15 protein-coding genes and 1 pseudogene are annotated in these 17,563 nt (G+C 55.2%); 12 read left to right on the top strand and 4 right to left on the bottom strand.

Annotated features, from left to right (window positions below; all coding sequences use genetic code 11):
• Positions 1 to 78 precede the first annotated feature (78 nt).
• Together CKO_RS09795 and ybiJ are read left to right on the top strand one after the other, a co-directional pair.
• Positions 79 to 345 (top strand): DksA/TraR family C4-type zinc finger protein, encoded by a 267-nt coding sequence (locus CKO_RS09795; RefSeq protein ID WP_012133169.1) that lies wholly within the window; start codon positions 79 to 81, stop codon positions 343 to 345.
• Between the two features lie 287 nt (positions 346 to 632).
• Positions 633 to 893 (top strand): DUF1471 family protein YbiJ, encoded by a 261-nt coding sequence (gene ybiJ, locus CKO_RS09805; RefSeq protein WP_012133170.1) that lies wholly within the window; start codon positions 633 to 635, stop codon positions 891 to 893.
• A gap of 122 nt (positions 894 to 1,015) precedes the next feature.
• On the opposite strand, the gene ybiB is transcribed toward ybiJ, so the two are convergent.
• Positions 1,016 to 1,984 carry a DNA-binding protein YbiB gene (ybiB, locus tag CKO_RS09810; protein ID WP_012133171.1) on the bottom strand — a complete coding sequence of 323 codons (969 nt, stop codon included), beginning with the start codon at positions 1,982 to 1,984 and terminating at the stop codon, positions 1,016 to 1,018.
• Positions 1,985 to 2,237: 253 nt separating this feature from the next.
• On the opposite strand from ybiB, the gene CKO_RS09815 reads away from it, so the two are divergent.
• The 5 genes and pseudogenes from CKO_RS09815 (at position 2,238) to CKO_RS09835 (ending at position 7,600) form a co-directional block, all read left to right on the top strand.
• Positions 2,238 to 2,774, top strand: a complete 537-nt coding sequence (locus CKO_RS09815) for a fimbrial protein (protein WP_024130508.1) — start codon at positions 2,238 to 2,240, stop codon at positions 2,772 to 2,774.
• Between the two features lie 69 nt (positions 2,775 to 2,843).
• On the top strand, positions 2,844 to 3,518 hold the full coding sequence (locus CKO_RS09820; RefSeq protein ID WP_012133173.1) for a fimbrial biogenesis chaperone: 675 nt from the start codon (positions 2,844 to 2,846) through the stop codon (positions 3,516 to 3,518).
• 30 nt (positions 3,519 to 3,548) lie between these two features.
• Positions 3,549 to 6,079 (top strand): annotated as a pseudogene (locus tag CKO_RS09825) (fimbria/pilus outer membrane usher protein).
• A gap of 22 nt (positions 6,080 to 6,101) precedes the next feature.
• Positions 6,102 to 7,091 carry a fimbrial protein gene (locus CKO_RS09830; RefSeq protein ID WP_012133176.1) on the top strand — a complete coding sequence of 330 codons (990 nt, stop codon included), beginning with the start codon at positions 6,102 to 6,104 and terminating at the stop codon, positions 7,089 to 7,091.
• A gap of 5 nt (positions 7,092 to 7,096) precedes the next feature.
• Complete coding sequence (locus CKO_RS09835; protein WP_024130509.1) at positions 7,097 to 7,600, top strand: fimbrial protein; 504 nt, start codon at positions 7,097 to 7,099, stop codon at positions 7,598 to 7,600.
• On the opposite strand, the gene dinG is transcribed toward CKO_RS09835, so the two are convergent.
• Together dinG and rhlE are read right to left on the bottom strand one after the other, a co-directional pair.
• On the bottom strand, positions 7,587 to 9,764 hold the full coding sequence (dinG, locus tag CKO_RS09840) for an ATP-dependent DNA helicase DinG (protein ID WP_012133178.1): 2,178 nt from the start codon (positions 9,762 to 9,764) through the stop codon (positions 7,587 to 7,589). The two genes, CKO_RS09835 and dinG, sit on opposite strands and share 14 nt — an antisense overlap.
• A 96-nt stretch (positions 9,765 to 9,860) precedes the next feature.
• Positions 9,861 to 11,225, bottom strand: coding sequence for an ATP-dependent RNA helicase RhlE (gene rhlE / locus CKO_RS09845; protein WP_012133179.1), 1,365 nt, complete (start codon positions 11,223 to 11,225; stop codon positions 9,861 to 9,863).
• A gap of 229 nt (positions 11,226 to 11,454) precedes the next feature.
• Here rhlE and cecR point away from each other — a divergent pair, with 229 nt between their 5' ends.
• The 5 genes from cecR (at position 11,455) to CKO_RS09870 (ending at position 17,191) form a co-directional block, all read left to right on the top strand.
• Positions 11,455 to 12,132 carry a transcriptional regulator CecR gene (cecR, locus tag CKO_RS09850; protein WP_012133180.1) on the top strand — a complete coding sequence of 226 codons (678 nt, stop codon included), beginning with the start codon at positions 11,455 to 11,457 and terminating at the stop codon, positions 12,130 to 12,132.
• Positions 12,129 to 13,124, top strand: a complete 996-nt coding sequence (gene hlyD / locus CKO_RS09855) for a secretion protein HlyD (RefSeq protein ID WP_012133181.1) — start codon at positions 12,129 to 12,131, stop codon at positions 13,122 to 13,124. The genes cecR and hlyD overlap by 4 nt, the downstream gene beginning before the upstream one ends.
• A complete protein-coding gene (locus tag CKO_RS09860; protein WP_012133182.1) occupies positions 13,117 to 14,853 on the top strand; it encodes an ATP-binding cassette domain-containing protein in 1,737 nt (578 codons plus the stop codon). Before hlyD ends, CKO_RS09860 begins: the two co-directional genes overlap by 8 nt.
• The gene (locus CKO_RS09865; protein WP_012133183.1) at positions 14,846 to 15,979 is read left to right on the top strand and encodes an ABC transporter permease; all 1,134 of its coding nucleotides are present in this window, start codon (positions 14,846 to 14,848) and stop codon (positions 15,977 to 15,979) included. Before CKO_RS09860 ends, CKO_RS09865 begins: the two co-directional genes overlap by 8 nt.
• A 105-nt stretch (positions 15,980 to 16,084) precedes the next feature.
• Entirely contained in the window at positions 16,085 to 17,191 is a 1,107-nt protein-coding gene (locus CKO_RS09870) for an ABC transporter permease (RefSeq protein WP_012133184.1), read from the top strand.
• Here CKO_RS09870 and CKO_RS09875 read toward each other — a convergent pair.
• Positions 17,153 to 17,563: a YbhQ family protein gene (locus CKO_RS09875; protein ID WP_024130510.1), complete on the bottom strand. Its 411-nt coding sequence runs from the start codon at positions 17,561 to 17,563 to the stop codon at positions 17,153 to 17,155. The two genes, CKO_RS09870 and CKO_RS09875, sit on opposite strands and share 39 nt — an antisense overlap.

Below are 17,563 nucleotides of genomic sequence, written 5' to 3' on the forward strand. Positions count from 1 at the left end.
CTGCGCTATTGACTGTACGATTTTTGACCCCATATTCACTACACTTACCGTATGGAATAAAGGGGGAGGAACAGGTATATGGCATCCGGGTGGGCGAACGACGACGCCGTTAATGAACAAATCAACAATACTATTGAAGATGCTGTCGCCCGCGTTCGCGGCGAAATTCCTCAAGGCGAAAGCCTGTATGAATGTGAAGAGTGCGGCGATCCTATCCCGGAAGCGCGGCGTAAAGCCGTTCCGGGAGTAAGGCTATGCATTGCCTGCCAGCAGGAGAAAGATTTACATAACGCAACATTCTCAGGATATAATCGCAGGGGATCGAAAGATAGCCAGTTACGCTAACTTTTCTTTACGTAAAACAACAGCGTAAGCATGTTCTTTTACTCTCATGCTTTTTCACCTTCTGCGTGGCAAAATGTGCCGTTACTCTCTCTTCTGTAAAGTGAAATGGCAAGAAGCGTAAATCCATGTTTTGAATTTATTAATAATCAATAAGTTATTTGTCATTCAAATTATTTGATGGATGACGTCAATTCTATTCGATTTTATCTCCCGCAAAAAACCGTGATACTTATCACATCGACGGAACAACGTCTTACTACACAAGAATAACCTGCGAGAGATTAATCATGAAAAATATCAAATATGCTGTTGCTGCTATCGCTCTGTCTACCCTGTCATTTGGCGTTTTCGCTGCCGAGCCGGTAACGGCTTCCCAGGCGCAAAGCATGAATAAAATCGGTGTTGTTTCTGCGGAAGGCGCCACCACTCTGGATGGACTGGAAGCGAAACTGGCTGAGAAAGCGGCAGCTGCCGGCGCAACCGGTTATAGCATCACTTCCGCAACCAACAACAACAAAATGAGCGGCACTGCTGTTATCTACAAATAATTTCACGCGTTTCTGTTATACCCGTCTGTTTGCCGACAGACACACTGCTCCAACCCTCATTGAACCTGTGTTACCCTTGTTCGCCCGTCCGCCACTGGACGGGCTTTTTTTTTGCCTGACGCTTAAAAATGCTGCGCTACCCGCGCAAGCCCTTCCGTTAACGTCGCCGCTTCTCCCGTAGCCACCAGGCAGCACGCCATCTGAATTTTCAGGGAAGCCGGGATCGGCTCGCTTCCCGCCAGGCAGCGCTCAATCCAGCGAGCGGTGGTTTCCGGGTCTTTTGCCGCAGGCAGCGGCACCGGCTCGTCGGGCATCTCGCTCTGGCGATCCTGAAGCACCTGCACGCCGGAACGGTCGATCAGGCTGATTTGCGGGCAACGCTGTGGATTGGCATACACCTCCCCTTCCGTGCCGTGCATCAGCAAACCGCGCCCACCGATGTCGGCAAAAAATTTCGCGACGCGCGGAACGTACTCCGGGTGCGAGACGCTGGACAACCGCAAGGCGGCATCTTCCGCAAACGGCGTCGCTAACTTCGCCAGCGTGTGCGCGCTGTTACGCACGCCCAGCCGCCAGCGCATTGCCAGCTGTTTTTCCAGCGGTGGGCACAGCGTACCAACAGGAATAAACACCGGCTCGTGTCCATCCAGCTTCGCCTGAGCCTGACCGGCGTGCAGCGTCGGCGCAATCCCCATCAGTTCGAAAATGGTCTCCGTCAGTACGCGCGTCGGATCTTCGCTTACGCCATGTACCACCACCGGAAAGCCCAGTTTATGCAGCAGAATCGCCAGCAACGGCGTCAGGTTCGCCTGTTTGCGCGCTCCGTTGTAGCTGGGGATGACAATCGGCATCGGTTTGGCGACCGGCGGCGTAAGCGTAATCGTGTGGTTCTGCATGGCTTCATAAAAGCCCAGCATCTCCGCTTCGCCTTCCCCTTTAATACGCAACGCGATCAACACGCCGCCCATTTCCAGTTCGGGCACATCGCCATTCAACATATGGGTATACAGGCCGCGCGCGGTATCCTGATCCAGGTCGCGGGCGTGATTTTTACCCCGACCGACCTCTTTGATGATTTTGCGATAATCCATGACATTCTCCACTGCGACATTTTTTTAACAATATAGCCCCTCTGGAGACCCTGCCGTTAGTTTTTTATCTCAGCCATCAATCACCTGTTTTTGTAGTAATTATTAAAACGCAAGCATTAGTTCAAATATTTGTGATTTTTATACACGATTCTAATCCGTAAACAATCTGATTAAATATCTGGCGAAGAGTTATTGAGGGTCCACGGTGAAAACGTCCAGGCTGGTTTTCACCACTTATACACCAGGATTTATGATGAACAAGGTTGCTTTAGGTTTATTCATCGCTGCAACAGTAGGATGTTCCGCATCCGCATTTGCGGCAACAAATGGCGAAGGTCAGATTAACTTTACGGGTGAAATCATTGACTCCGCTTGTCAGGTCGTTAATGGGTTAAGTAACCCGCTAAATGTCGAGTTGGGCAGAGTGTCTAAAACCGTATTTTCTGGCGCAGGCTCTACCAGCACACCAACGAAATTCGATATTCAGCTAAAAGACTGCCCGGAAATGGTGACCTCTGCCGCCATTAATTTTGGCGGTACGCCGGATACAGATAACAGCACGACCCTGGCATTAACGCCAGACACGGAGACGGCTACCGGTGTGGCAATTCAGTTGCTCGACTCGTCAGAGCAACCCGTCAGCTTATATACCCCTTCCCGTCAATATCCACTGACGGCAGGAAGCACGGTAAACGATCTGGAATTTGCAGCGCGTTATATTCAGACTCAGGCTGCCGTTACGGCCGGCCCGGCAAATTCCGTATCTACCTTTACCGTTATCTATAACTGATATTATCCATCCGAAGATATTAGCCCTTTCTTCAGGGCTAATATCTTTTATTCATGCTGAGAAATATTTATGCGTCACGGTTATTTACTGAGCACTCTTTTTCTGGTAGCAGCGACAGCGCATGCTGGCGTTATTATTAACGGCACCCGTCTTGTTTACCAGGGAGACAAAAAGGAATCCTCGCTTGGTCTTTCAAACCCAGATTCAACGGACTATCTGGTACAATCCTGGGTCGATTCCGGCAGTAAAAATCCGGGCAATACCCCCTTTCTGATTACGCCGCCGCTGTTTCGCCTGAATGCGAAAGAAGACAACGTTCTGCGGGTTATTCGCACAGGCGGCAATCTGCCTGAGGATCGTGAATCGCTGTACTGGCTGAATATCAAGGCTATTCCATCGTCAAAACACGTTGAGGGGGTAAATACCCTGCAAATCGCGATCAACACGCGTATTAAACTATTGTATCGCCCATCCTCCGTGAAAGGTAAGCCAGAAGAGGTTGCTGACAAACTGGAATGGCATCGTGAAGGTCACGATCTGGTCGTCAATAACCCGACGCCGTTTTATATGAATTTCCAGAGCGTGATGATTAATGGTCATAAAATCAGTAAAGCGACCTGGGCAGTACCTGAAACGGCAACCCACATGGCTCTGCCCGCCAATACTGACGGTAACACCGTGACCTATTCCATTATTACTGATTACGGCAGCATCAGCCGAACCTGGTCTAAGCCTGTCCATTAAGATAACGGCGCACAGGCAACTAAAATAATCATGTACCGCGATAAAAAGCCGTTTTCCTGCAAATTATTCACACTGCTGCCCCTGTTATGTGGCCTGGCAGTGTTCTGTTTTGCGCAGCAAACGCGGGCAGATGATTATTTTAACCCGGCGCTCCTGGATATTGATAATCCCCGACAGGAAAAAACCGATTTATCGGTATATGAAAAAGGTCCAGGACAAGCACCAGGAAAATACCAGGTATCAATCTTTATTGATAATAATAAAGTCGACACCCGCGATGTCACATTTAAATTACAGAAAGATGTTAAGGGCAACCGTTCACTCCAGCCCTGTTTCAGCCTGGATGATTTAAAGAGTCTCGGCATTAAAACGAAGGCGTTTCCGAGGCTCATGGCACAAGGGAAATGCGCAGATTTAAGCGCCATTCCCGCCGCCTCCGCCACGTTTCGCGTACGCAACCAGCAGCTATTGCTCAGTATTCCCCAGTCAGCGCTGGGCCAGATTCCGCGCGGTTATATCGACCCAAAAACGTTCGATGAAGGCATTACTGCCGGTCTACTGAACTACATCAGAGCGACGCCCGCCGACAGGGTGAACAGGATAACAGCAGCCAGTATGTCAACCTGCGTCCCGGGTTCAACATCGGCGCCTGGCGCGTGCGCAATTACTCAACCTGGAATCGTAACGTCACGGGCCATGACGAACAGCAGAAATTCTCGTCGGTTTATACCTACGCGCAGCGCGATATCGTGGCGATGAAAAGCGATCTCACGGTAGGGCAAAGCGCCTCTCCGGCGGACGTGTTCGACAGCGTGCCTTATACCGGCGTACAACTCAATTCCGACAGCGACATGCTGCCGGATAGCGAAAAAGGCTATGCGCCGATTATCCGTGGCACCGCACACAGTAACGCCCTGGTGATGGTTCGTCAGAACGGCTACGTCATTTATCAGAACACCGTAGCGCCAGGCGCATTTGAAATTAACGATCTCTACCCGACGGGCAGCAGCGGCGACTTGCAGGTCACCGTCAAAGAGACGGACGGCAGCGAAAGCCATTTCGTGGTGCCCTACGCCTCCGTACCCGTGTTGCAGCGTGAAAAAAACCTGCGCTACAGCGTGACTGCCGGTCGCTATCGCGCCTATGACAAAGACGTCGAGCAAACTCCATTTGCTCAGGGGAGCGCAATCTACGGTCTACCTTATGGTTTTACCGCCTATGGCGGCGTACAGCAAAGCCGCCATTACCAGTCGCAGGCGATCGGCACCGGGAAAAACCTGGGCGATTTAGGCGCGTTTTCTGTCGACGTCACGCGGGCCAAAGCATTGCTGAAACAGCAGCAGGCCAGCACGGGGCAGTCATGGCGCGTGCGTTACAGCAAAGATTTTGCAGGCGCAGGCACCAACTTTTCCCTGGCCGGGTATCGCTATAACAGTAAGGGTTTTTACACCCTGGAAGACACAATGGAGTCCTATACCCGCGCCAGCGACTGGTCTGCCCCGCAGCAGCGCCGAGCGCGTACCGAAGCCACTGTCGATCAGACGCTCGGCGAGAGCTGGGGGTCTTTTACGCTGAGTCTGGTCAAAGAGACCTACTGGAGCCAGCGCCAGGATATGACCTCCATGAGCCTCAGCTACAACAACAGCTGGCATGGCGTGAGCTATAGCCTGAGTTACAGCATGAACAAAAACACCAGCGACAGCGATGAAAACGGTGAGTCCGTTACCCATGACAACCAGTTCGCGCTGAGCGTTTCGGTTCCACTCGACCACTGGATGCACAACACCTGGGCGACGTACAACCTGAACAACAGTCAAGACGGCGCCACGCAAAACATTGGCCTTAACGGTACTGCTCTGGCCGAAGACAACCTGAACTGGAATATCCAGGAAGGCGTGAGCAATACCGGAAGCGGCAACTCAACCAGTATGAATGCCGATTACAAAGGAACCTATGGCGAAGTGAGCGGCGGCGTCAGCCAGGACAGCCATCAACGGAGCGTTAATGTGGGTCTGCAAGGCGGCGTTGTGGCGCACGCCAACGGCATCACTCTGACGCAACCGCTCGGTGAAACCATCGCGCTGGTAAAAGCACCGGGAACACATGGCACGCACATTACCAATCAGACCGGCGTCAAAACCGATTTTCGCGGCTATACCGTTGTGCCATTTGTATCAGCCTACCGCCACAACACGATTGCCCTGGACACAGAAACACTGCCAGACGATGCCGACGTAACCCATGCCGCGCGAATAGTGACCCCAACGCGCGGCGCGGTAGTCCGCGCCAGTTTTAACACCCGCGTGGGCAGCAGGGTTTTAATGATGCTCACGCAAAACGGTAAGCCGCTGCCCTTTGGCGCAACCGTCACCACCGACGATAAAGACAGCGAGTTTATTGTTGGCAACGGCGGTCAGACTTATCTCTCCGGTTTACCTCAGCACGGAACGCTCTTCGTGTCGTGGGGTCAGGATGCCAGCGAACACTGCGTCGCAGAGTACACGCTAACGGATGAGAGACATAAAACCAGCATCATTAACGCTGCCGCGCAGTGTCATTGATTCACCATGCAGACTCAACATTATGCAAATGATTAAACAGTGTTTTTTCCTCCTGATTTTGGCCAGCGCAGCCTTGTTTATGCCGCATGCAAAGGCGGCCTGCACAACGCCGGATATGCCCAAAATGATCAACGTGGCATCTGTTTCCGTACCGACGACGCTGGCGATTGGTGAGACCATTCCAGGAACAGAGCAAACCGTACACGTTGCCGGACAGTGCGATCAAAGTATTGATAGCGGTCTGGAAATTGTCTCCTGCTATTACGGAACAGGCGCTGAGATACCAGGCCTGAGAGGGGTGTACGACTCCGGGGTGCCCGGCGTTGGTATCGCGCTGATGAACGAGCAAGGCCAGCGGATCAGCGGCGCAGGCGGCGTACAGTGCGATTCACGCGGCACGCCGATCGGTTATGTATCCAGCGATGGACAGCAGTCATTTAACTTCAACGTCACGCTTGAGTTGGTGAAAACCGGCAGTGACGTGACCTCCGGTACACTGGTGCAGGCGCAAACAGAGTTTGGGATTGGCGTGTTTGGTCACGAAGGTATCGGGAGTCCTAACCACATTGCCTATGCCGGCAATGTGGATCTCGAAACCGTAACCTGCTCCGTGTTACCGAAAAACCTGACCGTCAATCTGGGCGACTTTCCGATCAGTGATTTTATGGGAGTAGGCACCCTCTCGATGCCAGCACAGAATTTTAACGTTATGGTCAACTGTAATTCCACCGTACAGCCTGAAGTGAAGATCACCAGTGCGAATGGCTACGAATCGGGTTTTGCCGGCGTGATGAAGCTGACTCAGCAAAGTGGGATGGCGACCGGCGTCGGCGTCAGAATGCTGTTTGATGGCAATATCGCCACCTTCGACAACTACGTCAACACGCAAAGCGAGGCAAAAGCCAACGAAACGCTGGATATTCCGTTCCAGGTCCGCTATGAGCAAATCAGCGACGACGTTACGCCAGGCCCGGCAAATACCGTCGCCACGATTACGCTGGCCTATAAGTGATCGCGATGAAAAAAATGGTTTTCTTACTCGCCGCAGGTCTGATGGCATATGCCTGCGCAGATGATATCCAGGTGCAAATGGTGGGTAACATCTATGCCAACACCTGCTCCGTGGACAGCGCCAGTAAAGATTTAACCGTCGATTTGGGGCAGGCGTCATCCAGTGATTTCAAAGACGTAGGCGATACCGGCGAATGGAAAGCGTTTTCCCTGGAAGTAACGCATTGCCCAAAAACACTCACGCTGGCCAACGCGTTTTTTTACGGACAGGCCGATAGCGTACACCCGACCAAATTTGCTAACAGCGGCAGCGCGAAAGGGCTTGCGCTGGAGCTGGCCGATCGGCAGGACAATATTCTCATCGCCCCGCAGGCAAGTTTTAACGTGCTGATCAACCAAAGCGATCACACGGCCACTTTCCCGTTAGCCGCCCGCTATTACGCCACGTCCATGCCCGTCAGCGCGGGCTCGTTCGATAGCGTTATACAGGTCACATTTACCTATCAGTAGGAGCGCGCCCCTTCGCACGGATGCTTTTTTTACGCCCGGCAACCACTTTTGTCGGGCGTTTTTTTACCTCCGGCACTTCCGGGCGTTCAATCGGAAATACCGGGAGCGCATTCAGCAAACGCTGCCCGTAGCTTTTGGTTAACAGACGCTTGTCGTAAATCACCACCTCTCCCCAGCAGCCGTGGCTACGAATCAAACGGCCCACCTGCTGAATCAGGTTAAACGACGCGCTTGGCAGGCTCTGCACTTCAAACGGGTAGCGATTCAGGCTTTTCAGCCACTCGCCTTCGGTGATCACCACCGGGCTGTCGATGGGAGGAAACGCAATCTTGTGAATATGTACCTGAGTCAGCAGGTCGCCTTTCAGATCCAACCCCTCGGCAAAAGATTGCAGGCCAATCAGCACGCTGCGCTCGCCGTTCGCCACCCGCTTACGGTGCAGTTCCACCAGGCGATAGCGCGGCTGATCGCCCTGAACCAGCAGCAAAAGACGCAAATCGGTCACATGCTCCAGAAAGCGCTGCATCGCCCGTCCGCTGGCAAACAAAACCAACATGCCGTGGTGTTTTTTGCTTTCCAGCGCCTGACGGAAATAGGCCGCCATCTCCGCAATATGCTGCTCTTCGTTATCAATCAACGGTTCATAGCGCATTTGCGGAATGACAATTTTACCCTGCTCCACATGATTAAAGGGGGAGTCCAGCGCCACAAAGCGATCGCCCGCTTTCTCCTTCAGGCCGCTCATCTCCTGCAAGCGCGAGAAGCTGTTAAGCGAACGCAGGGTCGCCGACGTTACAATAATATGCGGCACGCTGCGCCAGAGCAGCCTTTCAAGCTGATCGCTGACGCGAATGCCCACACAGTGGAACCAGACGTGTATCTGCCCATCGCGCGCCTCCCGCGTGGCCCACTTCGAGACCGGCGCACCGGAAGACTGCGCCAGCGACGCCAGCCGCCAGAGCTTGCTTTGCGCCTCAAACATGCCCAGCGCGCGGTTCATCTGCAAAATCACCCGGTGCAGGCGCACAATATCGTGCGAGCCGGTTTTCTCGCTGAGATCGTTAAGGAACAGCTCTGCCAGCCCACGCAGCATTTCCGTCAGCTTCGCCAGTCGCTGGCAGATCGCCATGATCTCATCCGGTAACTCGCCCATCGCAAAGCGGTGCTCAGCGTCCTGCGTCGCGGGCATATACAGATTCAGGATGTTGTTGAGCGAGGCAATCAGCTCGTACAACTCTTCGCAGTGCGCATTCAGGCGCTCAGGATTCGCCAGCGGCGGCGTGGTTTTCGGGCGGAACTGTTCCAGGCAGGTCGCCACCAGCTTAGTGAACAGATCCAGTTGCAGGCGATACCAGGGGGCGGAGATCTCAGCGCTCATCTCCAGCGCGTCGCGCGCGACATCCGGCAGATGGTGGCCTTCGTCCAGCACCAGCAGAAGATTTTTCGGCTCCGGCAGCACCGCTTCGCTCTCCATCGCCGCCATCACCAGCGCATGGTTCGCCACCACCACTTCAGCTTCCTGAATTTCCCGTCGGGCGACAAAAAAAGGGCATTCGCGGTAGTAATGGCAATTGCGGTTCAGGCAACTGGCTTTATCGGTGCTCAGGCGCTTCCAGAGCGCGTCGTCAATGGCGATATCGGTATGATCGCGCAACCCGTCCCATTTGTAGCTGTCAAGATCGCCCTTTAGCCTGGCGCAGCGCTTTTGCTCTTCCTGGTTATTCGGCGTCAGTTCGTCATCCAGAAACGCGAGCAGATCCTGTTGATTCGGTTCGCTGCTGGCCAACGCCGCCAGATTACGCGGGCAAACGTAGCGCCCACGACCAAACGCGGCGGTAAACCGCAAGTCAGGAATGATTTTGCGCAGCAGCGGGAGATCTTTGCTGTAGATCTGATCCTGCAACGCCACGTTGGCGGTGCTCACCACCAGCGTTTTTTGTTCTTCGCGGGCGATGGCAATACCGGGAATAAGGTAAGAGAGGGTTTTCCCGACCCCGGTCGGCGCCTCAATCGCCAGATGACGCCCTTCTTCACCCGCCAGCGTTTTGGCGACATCGGCGATCATCTGCCGCTGCGGCGCACGGGGGATAAAGTCGGGGATCTGCTCCTGAAGCGCCTTATACCAGGCGGCGATTTGCGCTTTAAGCGCAGCGGTCAATGCCATGAGAAAACCTGAAGTACTGTATAAACAGCCACTATTGTGGCACTTTCTGCCGCGGGTCGCAAAAAGAAAAGCCCGACCTTTCGGCCGGGCTCGCAATTAATCCGCCAGTCTGCGCGGGCGGCGCGGCGGACGCGGTTTATCGCCGCCTGGCTTACCTTCTCCGCTGCGCGGTTTGGCTTTCGGCGCCCCGCCATCATTGCGACGCGGTTGCTGGGCACGGCCTGCTCCGCCCTGTCCCTGACCCTGACCCTGGCCTCGGCCGCGACCACCGCCGCCACGCTGCTGCTGGCGACCGTTCTGAATCGGCTCCGCTTTAATTGACGGGTCCGGTTCATAACCCGGCGTGGTGATGCGCGGGATCTCTTTTTTCAACAGCTTCTCGATATCGCGCAGCAGTTTGTGTTCATCAACGCAGACCAGCGATAACGCTTCGCCGGTCGCGGCGGCACGACCGGTACGGCCGATACGGTGAACGTAATCTTCCGGGACGTTTGGCAGCTCATAGTTCACCACATGCGGCAGCTCTTCGATATCCAGCCCGCGCGCCGCGATGTCGGTCGCCACCAGGACGCGGATATCGCCGGATTTGAAATCAGCCAGTGCTCGGGTACGCGCGCCCTGAGATTTATTACCGTGGATCGCCGCACTGCGAATGCCATCTTTATTCAGCTGTTCCGCCAGATGGTTGGCACCGTGTTTGGTACGGGTAAAGACCAGCACCTGCTGCCAGTTGCCTTTGCCAATCATCTGCGACAACAGTTCGCGCTTGCGTTTTTTATCCACGAAATGAACGTGCTGGGTCACCTGCTCAGAAGCGGTATTACGGCGCGCCACTTCAATTTCCAGCGGGTTATGCAACAGCTTTTCAGCAAGCGCTTTAATGTCATCAGAGAATGTGGCGGAGAACAGCAGGTTCTGGCGCTTCGGCGGCAGTTTTGCCAGCACGCGGCGAATATCGTGGATAAAGCCCATGTCGAGCATACGGTCAGCTTCATCCAGCACCAGAATCTCAATCTGATCCAGCTTCACCGCGTTTTGATGTTCCAGGTCGAGCAAACGCCCCGGCGTTGCCACCAGCACGTCAACGCCGCCGCGCAGTTTCATCATCTGCGGGTTAATGCTGACGCCGCCAAACACGACCAGAGAGCGAATGTTCAGGTATTTACTGTAATCCCGGACGTTTTCGCCAATTTGCGCCGCCAGCTCACGGGTCGGCGTCAGAATCAACGCGCGTACCGGGCGACGGCCCTTCGCGTGCGGCTGCTGCGTGATCAGATGTTGTAACAGCGGCAGCGTAAAACCGGCTGTTTTACCCGTCCCCGTCTGGGCGCTGGCCATCAGGTCGCGGCCTTCCAGCACCGCAGGGATCGCCTGCTGCTGAATAGGGGTAGGTTCACGGTAACCCTGCTCGGCAATCGCGCGCAAAATATCAGGATTCAACCCAAGGGAATCAAAAGACATAACTACTCCGAACCGCCCCGACCGTTACCGGTGTAGTTTTCAGGGAGATACTCACAAGAGGGATGACAAAAACCACAATGTCATGAAGGGGCGGAGTGTAGCAGTTTTTGTGACATACCGCATAAATTATCCCCGTGACTGGAAAAAACAAAATAAACCACCACACTGGACAAGAACAATTATCGGTCATAATCTTAATCAATCGATTGATTAAGAATTAGGTTGCGCGATGAATACCCCAACCATGACGACGAAAGGCGAACAGGCCAAAAGCCAGCTTATCGCCGCTGCGCTGGCGCAGTTTGGCGAATACGGCCTCCATGCCACCACGCGCGACATTGCCGCCCAGGCCGGACAAAATATCGCCGCCATCACTTACTACTTTGGCTCCAAAGAGGATTTATACCTCGCCTGCGCCCAGTGGATAGCCGATTTCATCGGCACCCAGTTTCGCCCTCATGCCGAGGAAGCGGAACGACTGTTCGCCCGGCCGCAGCCCGATCGCGCCGCAATGCGCGAGCTGATCCTGCGCGCCTGCAAAAATATGATCATGCTGTTGACCCAGGACGACACGGTTAACCTGAGCAAATTTATTTCGCGCGAGCAGCTCTCCCCGACGGCGGCTTATCAACGGGTACACGATCAGGTTCTCAACCCCCTTCACACGCATCTGACGCGCCTGATTGCGGGGTATACCGGCCGCGATCCGGGAGATACGCAAACCATTCTCCACACGCACGCGCTGCTGGGCGAAGTGCTGGCTTTCCGCCTGGGGAAAGAAACCATTTTGCTGCGTACCGGCTGGTCAACGTTTGATGAAGAGAAAACAGAACAGATTTACCAGACGATCACCTGTCATATCGATCTCATTCTGCAAGGCTTAACGCAAAGGAGTCAGGAGCAATGAAAAAACCTGTCGTTATCGCACTGGCTGTCGCGGCGCTGGCCGCCGTGCTTGCCGGTGGTACATGGTGGTATCAGAGTCGGCAGGATAACGGGCTGACGCTCTACGGCAATGTGGATATTCGCACCGTCAATATGAGTTTTCGCGTCGGAGGCCGGCTGGCTTCGCTGGCCGTTGACGAAGGCGACGCCATTACGTCCGGGCAGGTATTGGGCGTGCTGGATAAAGCCCCGTACGAGAACGCGTTGATGCAGGCTAAAGCAGGCGTCTCCGTCGCCCAGGCGCAGTATGATCTGATGCTCGCGGGGTATCGCGATGAAGAGATAGCCCAGGCCGCTGCCGCCGTGAAACAGGCGCAGGCCGCATTTGACTATGCGCAGAACTTTTATCAGCGCCAGCAGGGATTGTGGAAAAGCCGCACGATCTCCGCCAACGACCTGGAGAACGCCCGCTCATCCCGCGATCAGGCGCAGGCGCAGCTGAAATCCGCACAGGACAAATTGAGCCAGTACCGTACCGGTAACCGCCAGCAGGATATCGCCCAGGCAAAAGCCAGCCTCGAACAGGCGCAGGCGCAGCTGGCGCAATCAGAACTCGATTTACAGGATACAACGCTGATCGCCCCCTCTGACGGTACGCTGTTAACCCGCGCGGTAGAGCCCGGCAGTATGCTCAACGCAGGCAGCACCGTGCTGACGCTGTCGCTGACTCGTCCGGTATGGGTTCGCGCCTACGTGGATGAACGCAACCTCAGCCAGGCGCAGCCCGGCCGCGAAATTTTACTCTACACCGATGGCCGCCCTGACAAGCCTTACCACGGTAAAATCGGCTTCGTATCGCCGACCGCTGAATTCACCCCGAAAACCGTTGAAACGCCGGATCTGCGCACAGACCTGGTCTATCGACTGCGCATTGTGGTGACTGACGCGGACGATGCGCTGCGCCAGGGAATGCCGGTGACGCTGACGTTCAGCGACGAGGCGCGGCATGAATGACGCCGTCATTACGTTAAACGGCCTGGTGAAGCGCTTCGCCGGAATGGAAAAACCGGCGGTCGCCCCGCTCGACTGTACGATCCACGCCGGTTATGTCACGGGTCTGGTCGGGCCGGATGGCGCAGGCAAAACCACGCTGATGCGGATGCTGGCAGGGCTGCTCAAGCCCGATAGCGGCAGCGCGTCGGTGATCGGGTTCGATCCGATCAAAAACGACAGTGAATTGCATGCAGTGCTCGGTTACATGCCGCAAAAATTTGGTCTGTATGAAGATCTGACCGTGATGGAGAATCTCAATCTCTATGCGGATTTACGCAGCGTAACGGGCGAAGAACGGCAAAAAACGTTTGCCCGTCTGCTGGAATTTACCGCCCTCGGCCCCTTCACCAAACGGCTGGCAGGCAAGCTCTCGGGCGGGATGAAACAAAAACTCGGGCTGGCCTGTACGCTGGTCGGCGAGCCGAAAGTGCTGCTGCTTGACGAACCGGGCGTCGGCGTTGACCCCATCTCCCGTCGCGAGCTGTGGCAAATGGTGCATGAACTGGCGGGTGACGGCATGCTTATCCTGTGGAGTACGTCATACCTGGACGAAGCCGAACAGTGTCGCGACGTGCTGCTGATGAACGAAGGAGAGCTGCTGTATCAGGGCGAACCGACTAAGCTAACGCAGACCATGGCAGGACGCAGTTTCTTAATGAGCAGCCCGCAGGAGAATAACCGCAAGCTCCTGCAACGCGCGTTGAAACTGCCGCAGGTGAGCGACGGTATGATTCAGGGGAAATCGGTACGGCTGATCCTGAAAAAAGAGGCTACCGCAGAGGATATCCGCCGGGCCGAAGGGATGCCGGAGATAACGATTAACGACACCACGCCGCGCTTTGAAGATGCCTTTATCGACCTGCTTGGCGGCGCGGGTACGTCGGAGTCTCCGCTCGGCGCGATCCTGCATACCGTTGACGGCACGCCGGGTGAGACGGTCATTGAGGCCAAAGAACTGACCAAAAAATTCGGCGACTTCGCCGCCACCGACCACGTTAACTTCGCCGTTGAGCGCGGAGAAATCTTCGGTCTGCTCGGCCCCAACGGCGCGGGGAAATCCACCACGTTCAAGATGATGTGCGGTTTGCTGGTGCCAACTTCCGGCAAAGCGCTGGTGCTGGATATGGATTTGAAAGTCAGCTCCGGCAAGGCGCGCCAGCATTTAGGGTATATGGCGCAAAAATTTTCCCTGTACGGCAACCTGACGGTAGAGCAAAACCTGCGCTTTTTCTCCGGGGTTTATGGCCTGCGAGGCCGGGCGCAAAACGAAAAAATCACCCGCATGAGCGAAGCCTTCGGCCTGAAAAGCATCGCTTCTCATGCGACGGATGCGCTGCCGCTCGGTTTTAAACAGCGTCTGGCGCTGGCCTGTTCGCTGATGCATGAACCCGACATTCTGTTTCTCGATGAACCCACCTCCGGCGTCGATCCCCTCACCCGCCGTGAGTTCTGGCTGCACATCAACAGCATGGTAGAAAAAGGGGTCACGGTGATGGTCACCACCCACTTTATGGACGAAGCGGAATACTGCGACCGTATCGGGCTGGTTTATCGCGGCAAGCTGATCGCCAGCGGGACGCCGGACGATCTGAAAGCGCAGGCGGCAGACGACGACACGCCGGATCCGACGATGGAGCAGGCCTTTATCACGCTCATTCACGACTGGGATAAGGAGCATACTCATGAGTAACGCCCTGCTCTCCTGGCGGCGCGTACGCGCGCTGTGCGTGAAAGAGACGCGTCAGATTATCCGCGATCCCAGTAGCTGGCTGATCGCCGTGGTGATCCCACTGCTGTTGCTGTTTATTTTTGGCTACGGGATTAACCTCGACTCCAGCAAGCTGCGGGTCGGCATTCTGCTCGAACAACAGAGCGAGGAGGCGCTGGATTTCACCCACGCCATGACCGGTTCGCCGTATATCGACGCCACCATCAGCGATAGCCGCCATGAGCTTATTGAGAAAATGCAGGCCGGGCGCATTCGCGGGCTGGTGGTGATCCCGGTCGATTTTGCGCAAAAGATGGCGCGAGAGAATGACACCGCGCCGATACAGGTCATCACCGACGGCAGCGAACCGAACACCGCCAACTTCGTGCAGGGTTACGTGGAGGGGGTCTGGCAGATCTGGCAAATGCAGCGGGCTGAAGATCGTGGGGAAGAATTTGAACCACTGATCGACGTGCAGACCCGCTACTGGTTTAACCCGGCGGCCATCAGCCAGCACTTTATCATTCCTGGCGCGGTCACCATTATTATGACGGTGATTGGCGCCATTCTCACTTCGCTGGTGGTTGCACGCGAGTGGGAACGCGGGACGATGGAGGCCCTGCTCTCGACCGAGGTGACGCGCGCAGAATTGTTGCTGTGCAAACTGATCCCCTACTACTTCCTCGGCATGCTGGCGATGCTGCTGTGTATGCTGGTGTCGGTGTTTATTCTTGGCGTGCCCTGGCGCGGCTCGCTGGTGATTCTGTTTCTTATCACCAGCCTGTTTCTGCTCAGTACGCTGGGAATGGGACTGCTGATTTCCACCATTACCCGTAACCAGTTTAACGCCGCGCAGGTCGCGCTGAACGCCGCTTTTTTACCGTCGATTATGCTGTCAGGCTTTATTTTCCAGATAGACAGTATGCCTGCCGTCATCCGCGCGGTGACTTACATTATTCCGGCGCGCTATTTCGTCAGCACTCTGCAAAGCCTGTTTCTGGCGGGGAACATCCCCATTGTGTTGATCGTTAATACGTTATTTTTAATCGCTTCGGCAGCCATGTTTATCGGCCTGACGTGGATGAAGACCAAACGCCGGCTGGATTAAATTTTCTGCCTGATGGCGCTTCGCTTATCAGGCCTACGACCACATATTTTGTAGGCCGGATAAGGCGTTTACGCCGCCATCCGGCATGGCATAAGGGAGAGAAACATGTTTCATCGCCTGTGGACATTAATCCGCAAAGAGCTGCAATCGCTGTTACGCGAGCCGCAGACCCGCGCGATCCTGATCTTACCGGTGCTGATCCAGGTGCTGCTGTTTCCCTTTGCCGCCACGCTGGAAGTGACCAATGCCACCATTGCCATTTATAACGAAGATAATGGCAAACATGCCGTCGAGCTGACGCAACGGTTCGCGCGCGCCAAAGCGTTTACCCATATCCTGCTGCTGAAAAGCCCGCAGGAAATCCAGCCGACGATCGACACGCAAAAAGCGCTGCTGCTGGTACGCTTTCCGGCCGATTTTTCCCGTCACCTGGATAACCTCCAGCCCGCGCCGCTACAGCTCATTCTTGATGGCCGTAACTCCAACAGCGCGCAAATCGCCGCCAATTATCTCCAGCAGATCGTCAAGGATTATCAGCAGGAGCTGATAGAGGGCAAACCCAAGCCCAACAACAGTGAGCTGGTGGTACGCAACTGGTACAACCCGAATCTGGACTATAAGTGGTTTGTGGTGCCGTCCCTGATCGCCATGATCACCACGATAGGCGTCATGATCGTCACCTCGCTTTCCGTTGCCCGCGAGCGTGAACAGGGTACGCTGGATCAACTGCTGGTTTCCCCTCTCACCACCTGGCAAATTTTCATCGGTAAAGCGGTGCCCGCGCTGATTGTCGCCACTTTTCAGGCCACGATCGTACTGGCTATTGGCATCTGGGCGTACCACATCCCCTTTGCCGGTTCGCTGGCGCTGTTCTACTTCACAATGGTGATTTACGGGCTGTCGCTGGTTGGATTTGGCTTGTTAATCTCGTCGCTCTGCTCCACCCAACAGCAGGCTTTCATCGGCGTATTCGTCTTTATGATGCCTGCTATCCTGCTATCGGGATACGTTTCTCCGGTCGAGAACATGCCGGTATGGCTACAAAATCTGACGTGGATAAACCCTATCCGCCATTTTACGGACATCACCAAGCAGATTTATTTGAAAGATGCGAGTCTGAAGATCGTCTGGGGGAGTTTGTGGCCGCTACTGGTGATCACGGCCACAACGGGGTCAGCGGCGTATGCGATGTTTAGACGCAAAGTGATGTAGCTTTTTCTCCTTCGCCAGCAGCGAAACCACAGCAGGCCCGGCAAGGATCGCCAGCCCAGCCAGCGCCAGCAGCAGGTTGTTGTGCAGTACGCGGGACAGCAGCCACAGGGCAATCATCGCGGCGCCGAAATACCAGGTGGTCGTCAGCTCTTCCAGCACATCCGCAACGTCGCGCCAGCGCTGTTCGTGGTGGCGTTGTAACGCCAGCATCAGCAGCACCGTCACGCCATAAAGCACGCATAATCCCAGGCCGACGCGGACTAAAGCGCCGCTCATCCAGCCCATTACCAGCAGCGCCACTACCAGTAAATGCAACATTATCTGCCAGCAACTAAGACCCGTTGCGACACGAACACGTTGTTGCCACCTCAT

Origin of the sequence: Citrobacter koseri ATCC BAA-895, from assembly GCF_000018045.1 — a bacterium.
Lineage (GTDB): Bacteria > Pseudomonadota > Gammaproteobacteria > Enterobacterales > Enterobacteriaceae > Citrobacter_B > Citrobacter_B koseri.

Excerpts from the sequence above, each read along its gene's own strand:
- CKO_RS09795 (WP_012133169.1), top strand. The coding sequence starts at position 79 with ATGGCATCCGGGTGGGCGAACGACGACGCCGTTAATGAACAAATCAAC.
- ybiJ (WP_012133170.1), top strand. The coding sequence starts at position 633 with ATGAAAAATATCAAATATGCTGTTGCTGCTATCGCTCTGTCTACCCTG.
- ybiB (WP_012133171.1), bottom strand. The coding sequence starts at position 1,984 with ATGGATTATCGCAAAATCATCAAAGAGGTCGGTCGGGGTAAAAATCAC.
- CKO_RS09815 (WP_024130508.1), top strand. The coding sequence starts at position 2,238 with ATGAACAAGGTTGCTTTAGGTTTATTCATCGCTGCAACAGTAGGATGT.
- CKO_RS09820 (WP_012133173.1), top strand. The coding sequence starts at position 2,844 with ATGCGTCACGGTTATTTACTGAGCACTCTTTTTCTGGTAGCAGCGACA.
- CKO_RS09830 (WP_012133176.1), top strand. The coding sequence starts at position 6,102 with ATGCAAATGATTAAACAGTGTTTTTTCCTCCTGATTTTGGCCAGCGCA.
- CKO_RS09835 (WP_024130509.1), top strand. The coding sequence starts at position 7,097 with ATGAAAAAAATGGTTTTCTTACTCGCCGCAGGTCTGATGGCATATGCC.
- dinG (WP_012133178.1), bottom strand. The coding sequence starts at position 9,764 with ATGGCATTGACCGCTGCGCTTAAAGCGCAAATCGCCGCCTGGTATAAG.
- rhlE (WP_012133179.1), bottom strand. The coding sequence starts at position 11,225 with ATGTCTTTTGATTCCCTTGGGTTGAATCCTGATATTTTGCGCGCGATT.
- cecR (WP_012133180.1), top strand. The coding sequence starts at position 11,455 with ATGAATACCCCAACCATGACGACGAAAGGCGAACAGGCCAAAAGCCAG.
- hlyD (WP_012133181.1), top strand. The coding sequence starts at position 12,129 with ATGAAAAAACCTGTCGTTATCGCACTGGCTGTCGCGGCGCTGGCCGCC.
- CKO_RS09860 (WP_012133182.1), top strand. The coding sequence starts at position 13,117 with ATGAATGACGCCGTCATTACGTTAAACGGCCTGGTGAAGCGCTTCGCC.
- CKO_RS09865 (WP_012133183.1), top strand. The coding sequence starts at position 14,846 with ATGAGTAACGCCCTGCTCTCCTGGCGGCGCGTACGCGCGCTGTGCGTG.
- CKO_RS09870 (WP_012133184.1), top strand. The coding sequence starts at position 16,085 with ATGTTTCATCGCCTGTGGACATTAATCCGCAAAGAGCTGCAATCGCTG.
- CKO_RS09875 (WP_024130510.1), bottom strand. The coding sequence starts at position 17,563 with ATGAGGTGGCAACAACGTGTTCGTGTCGCAACGGGTCTTAGTTGCTGG.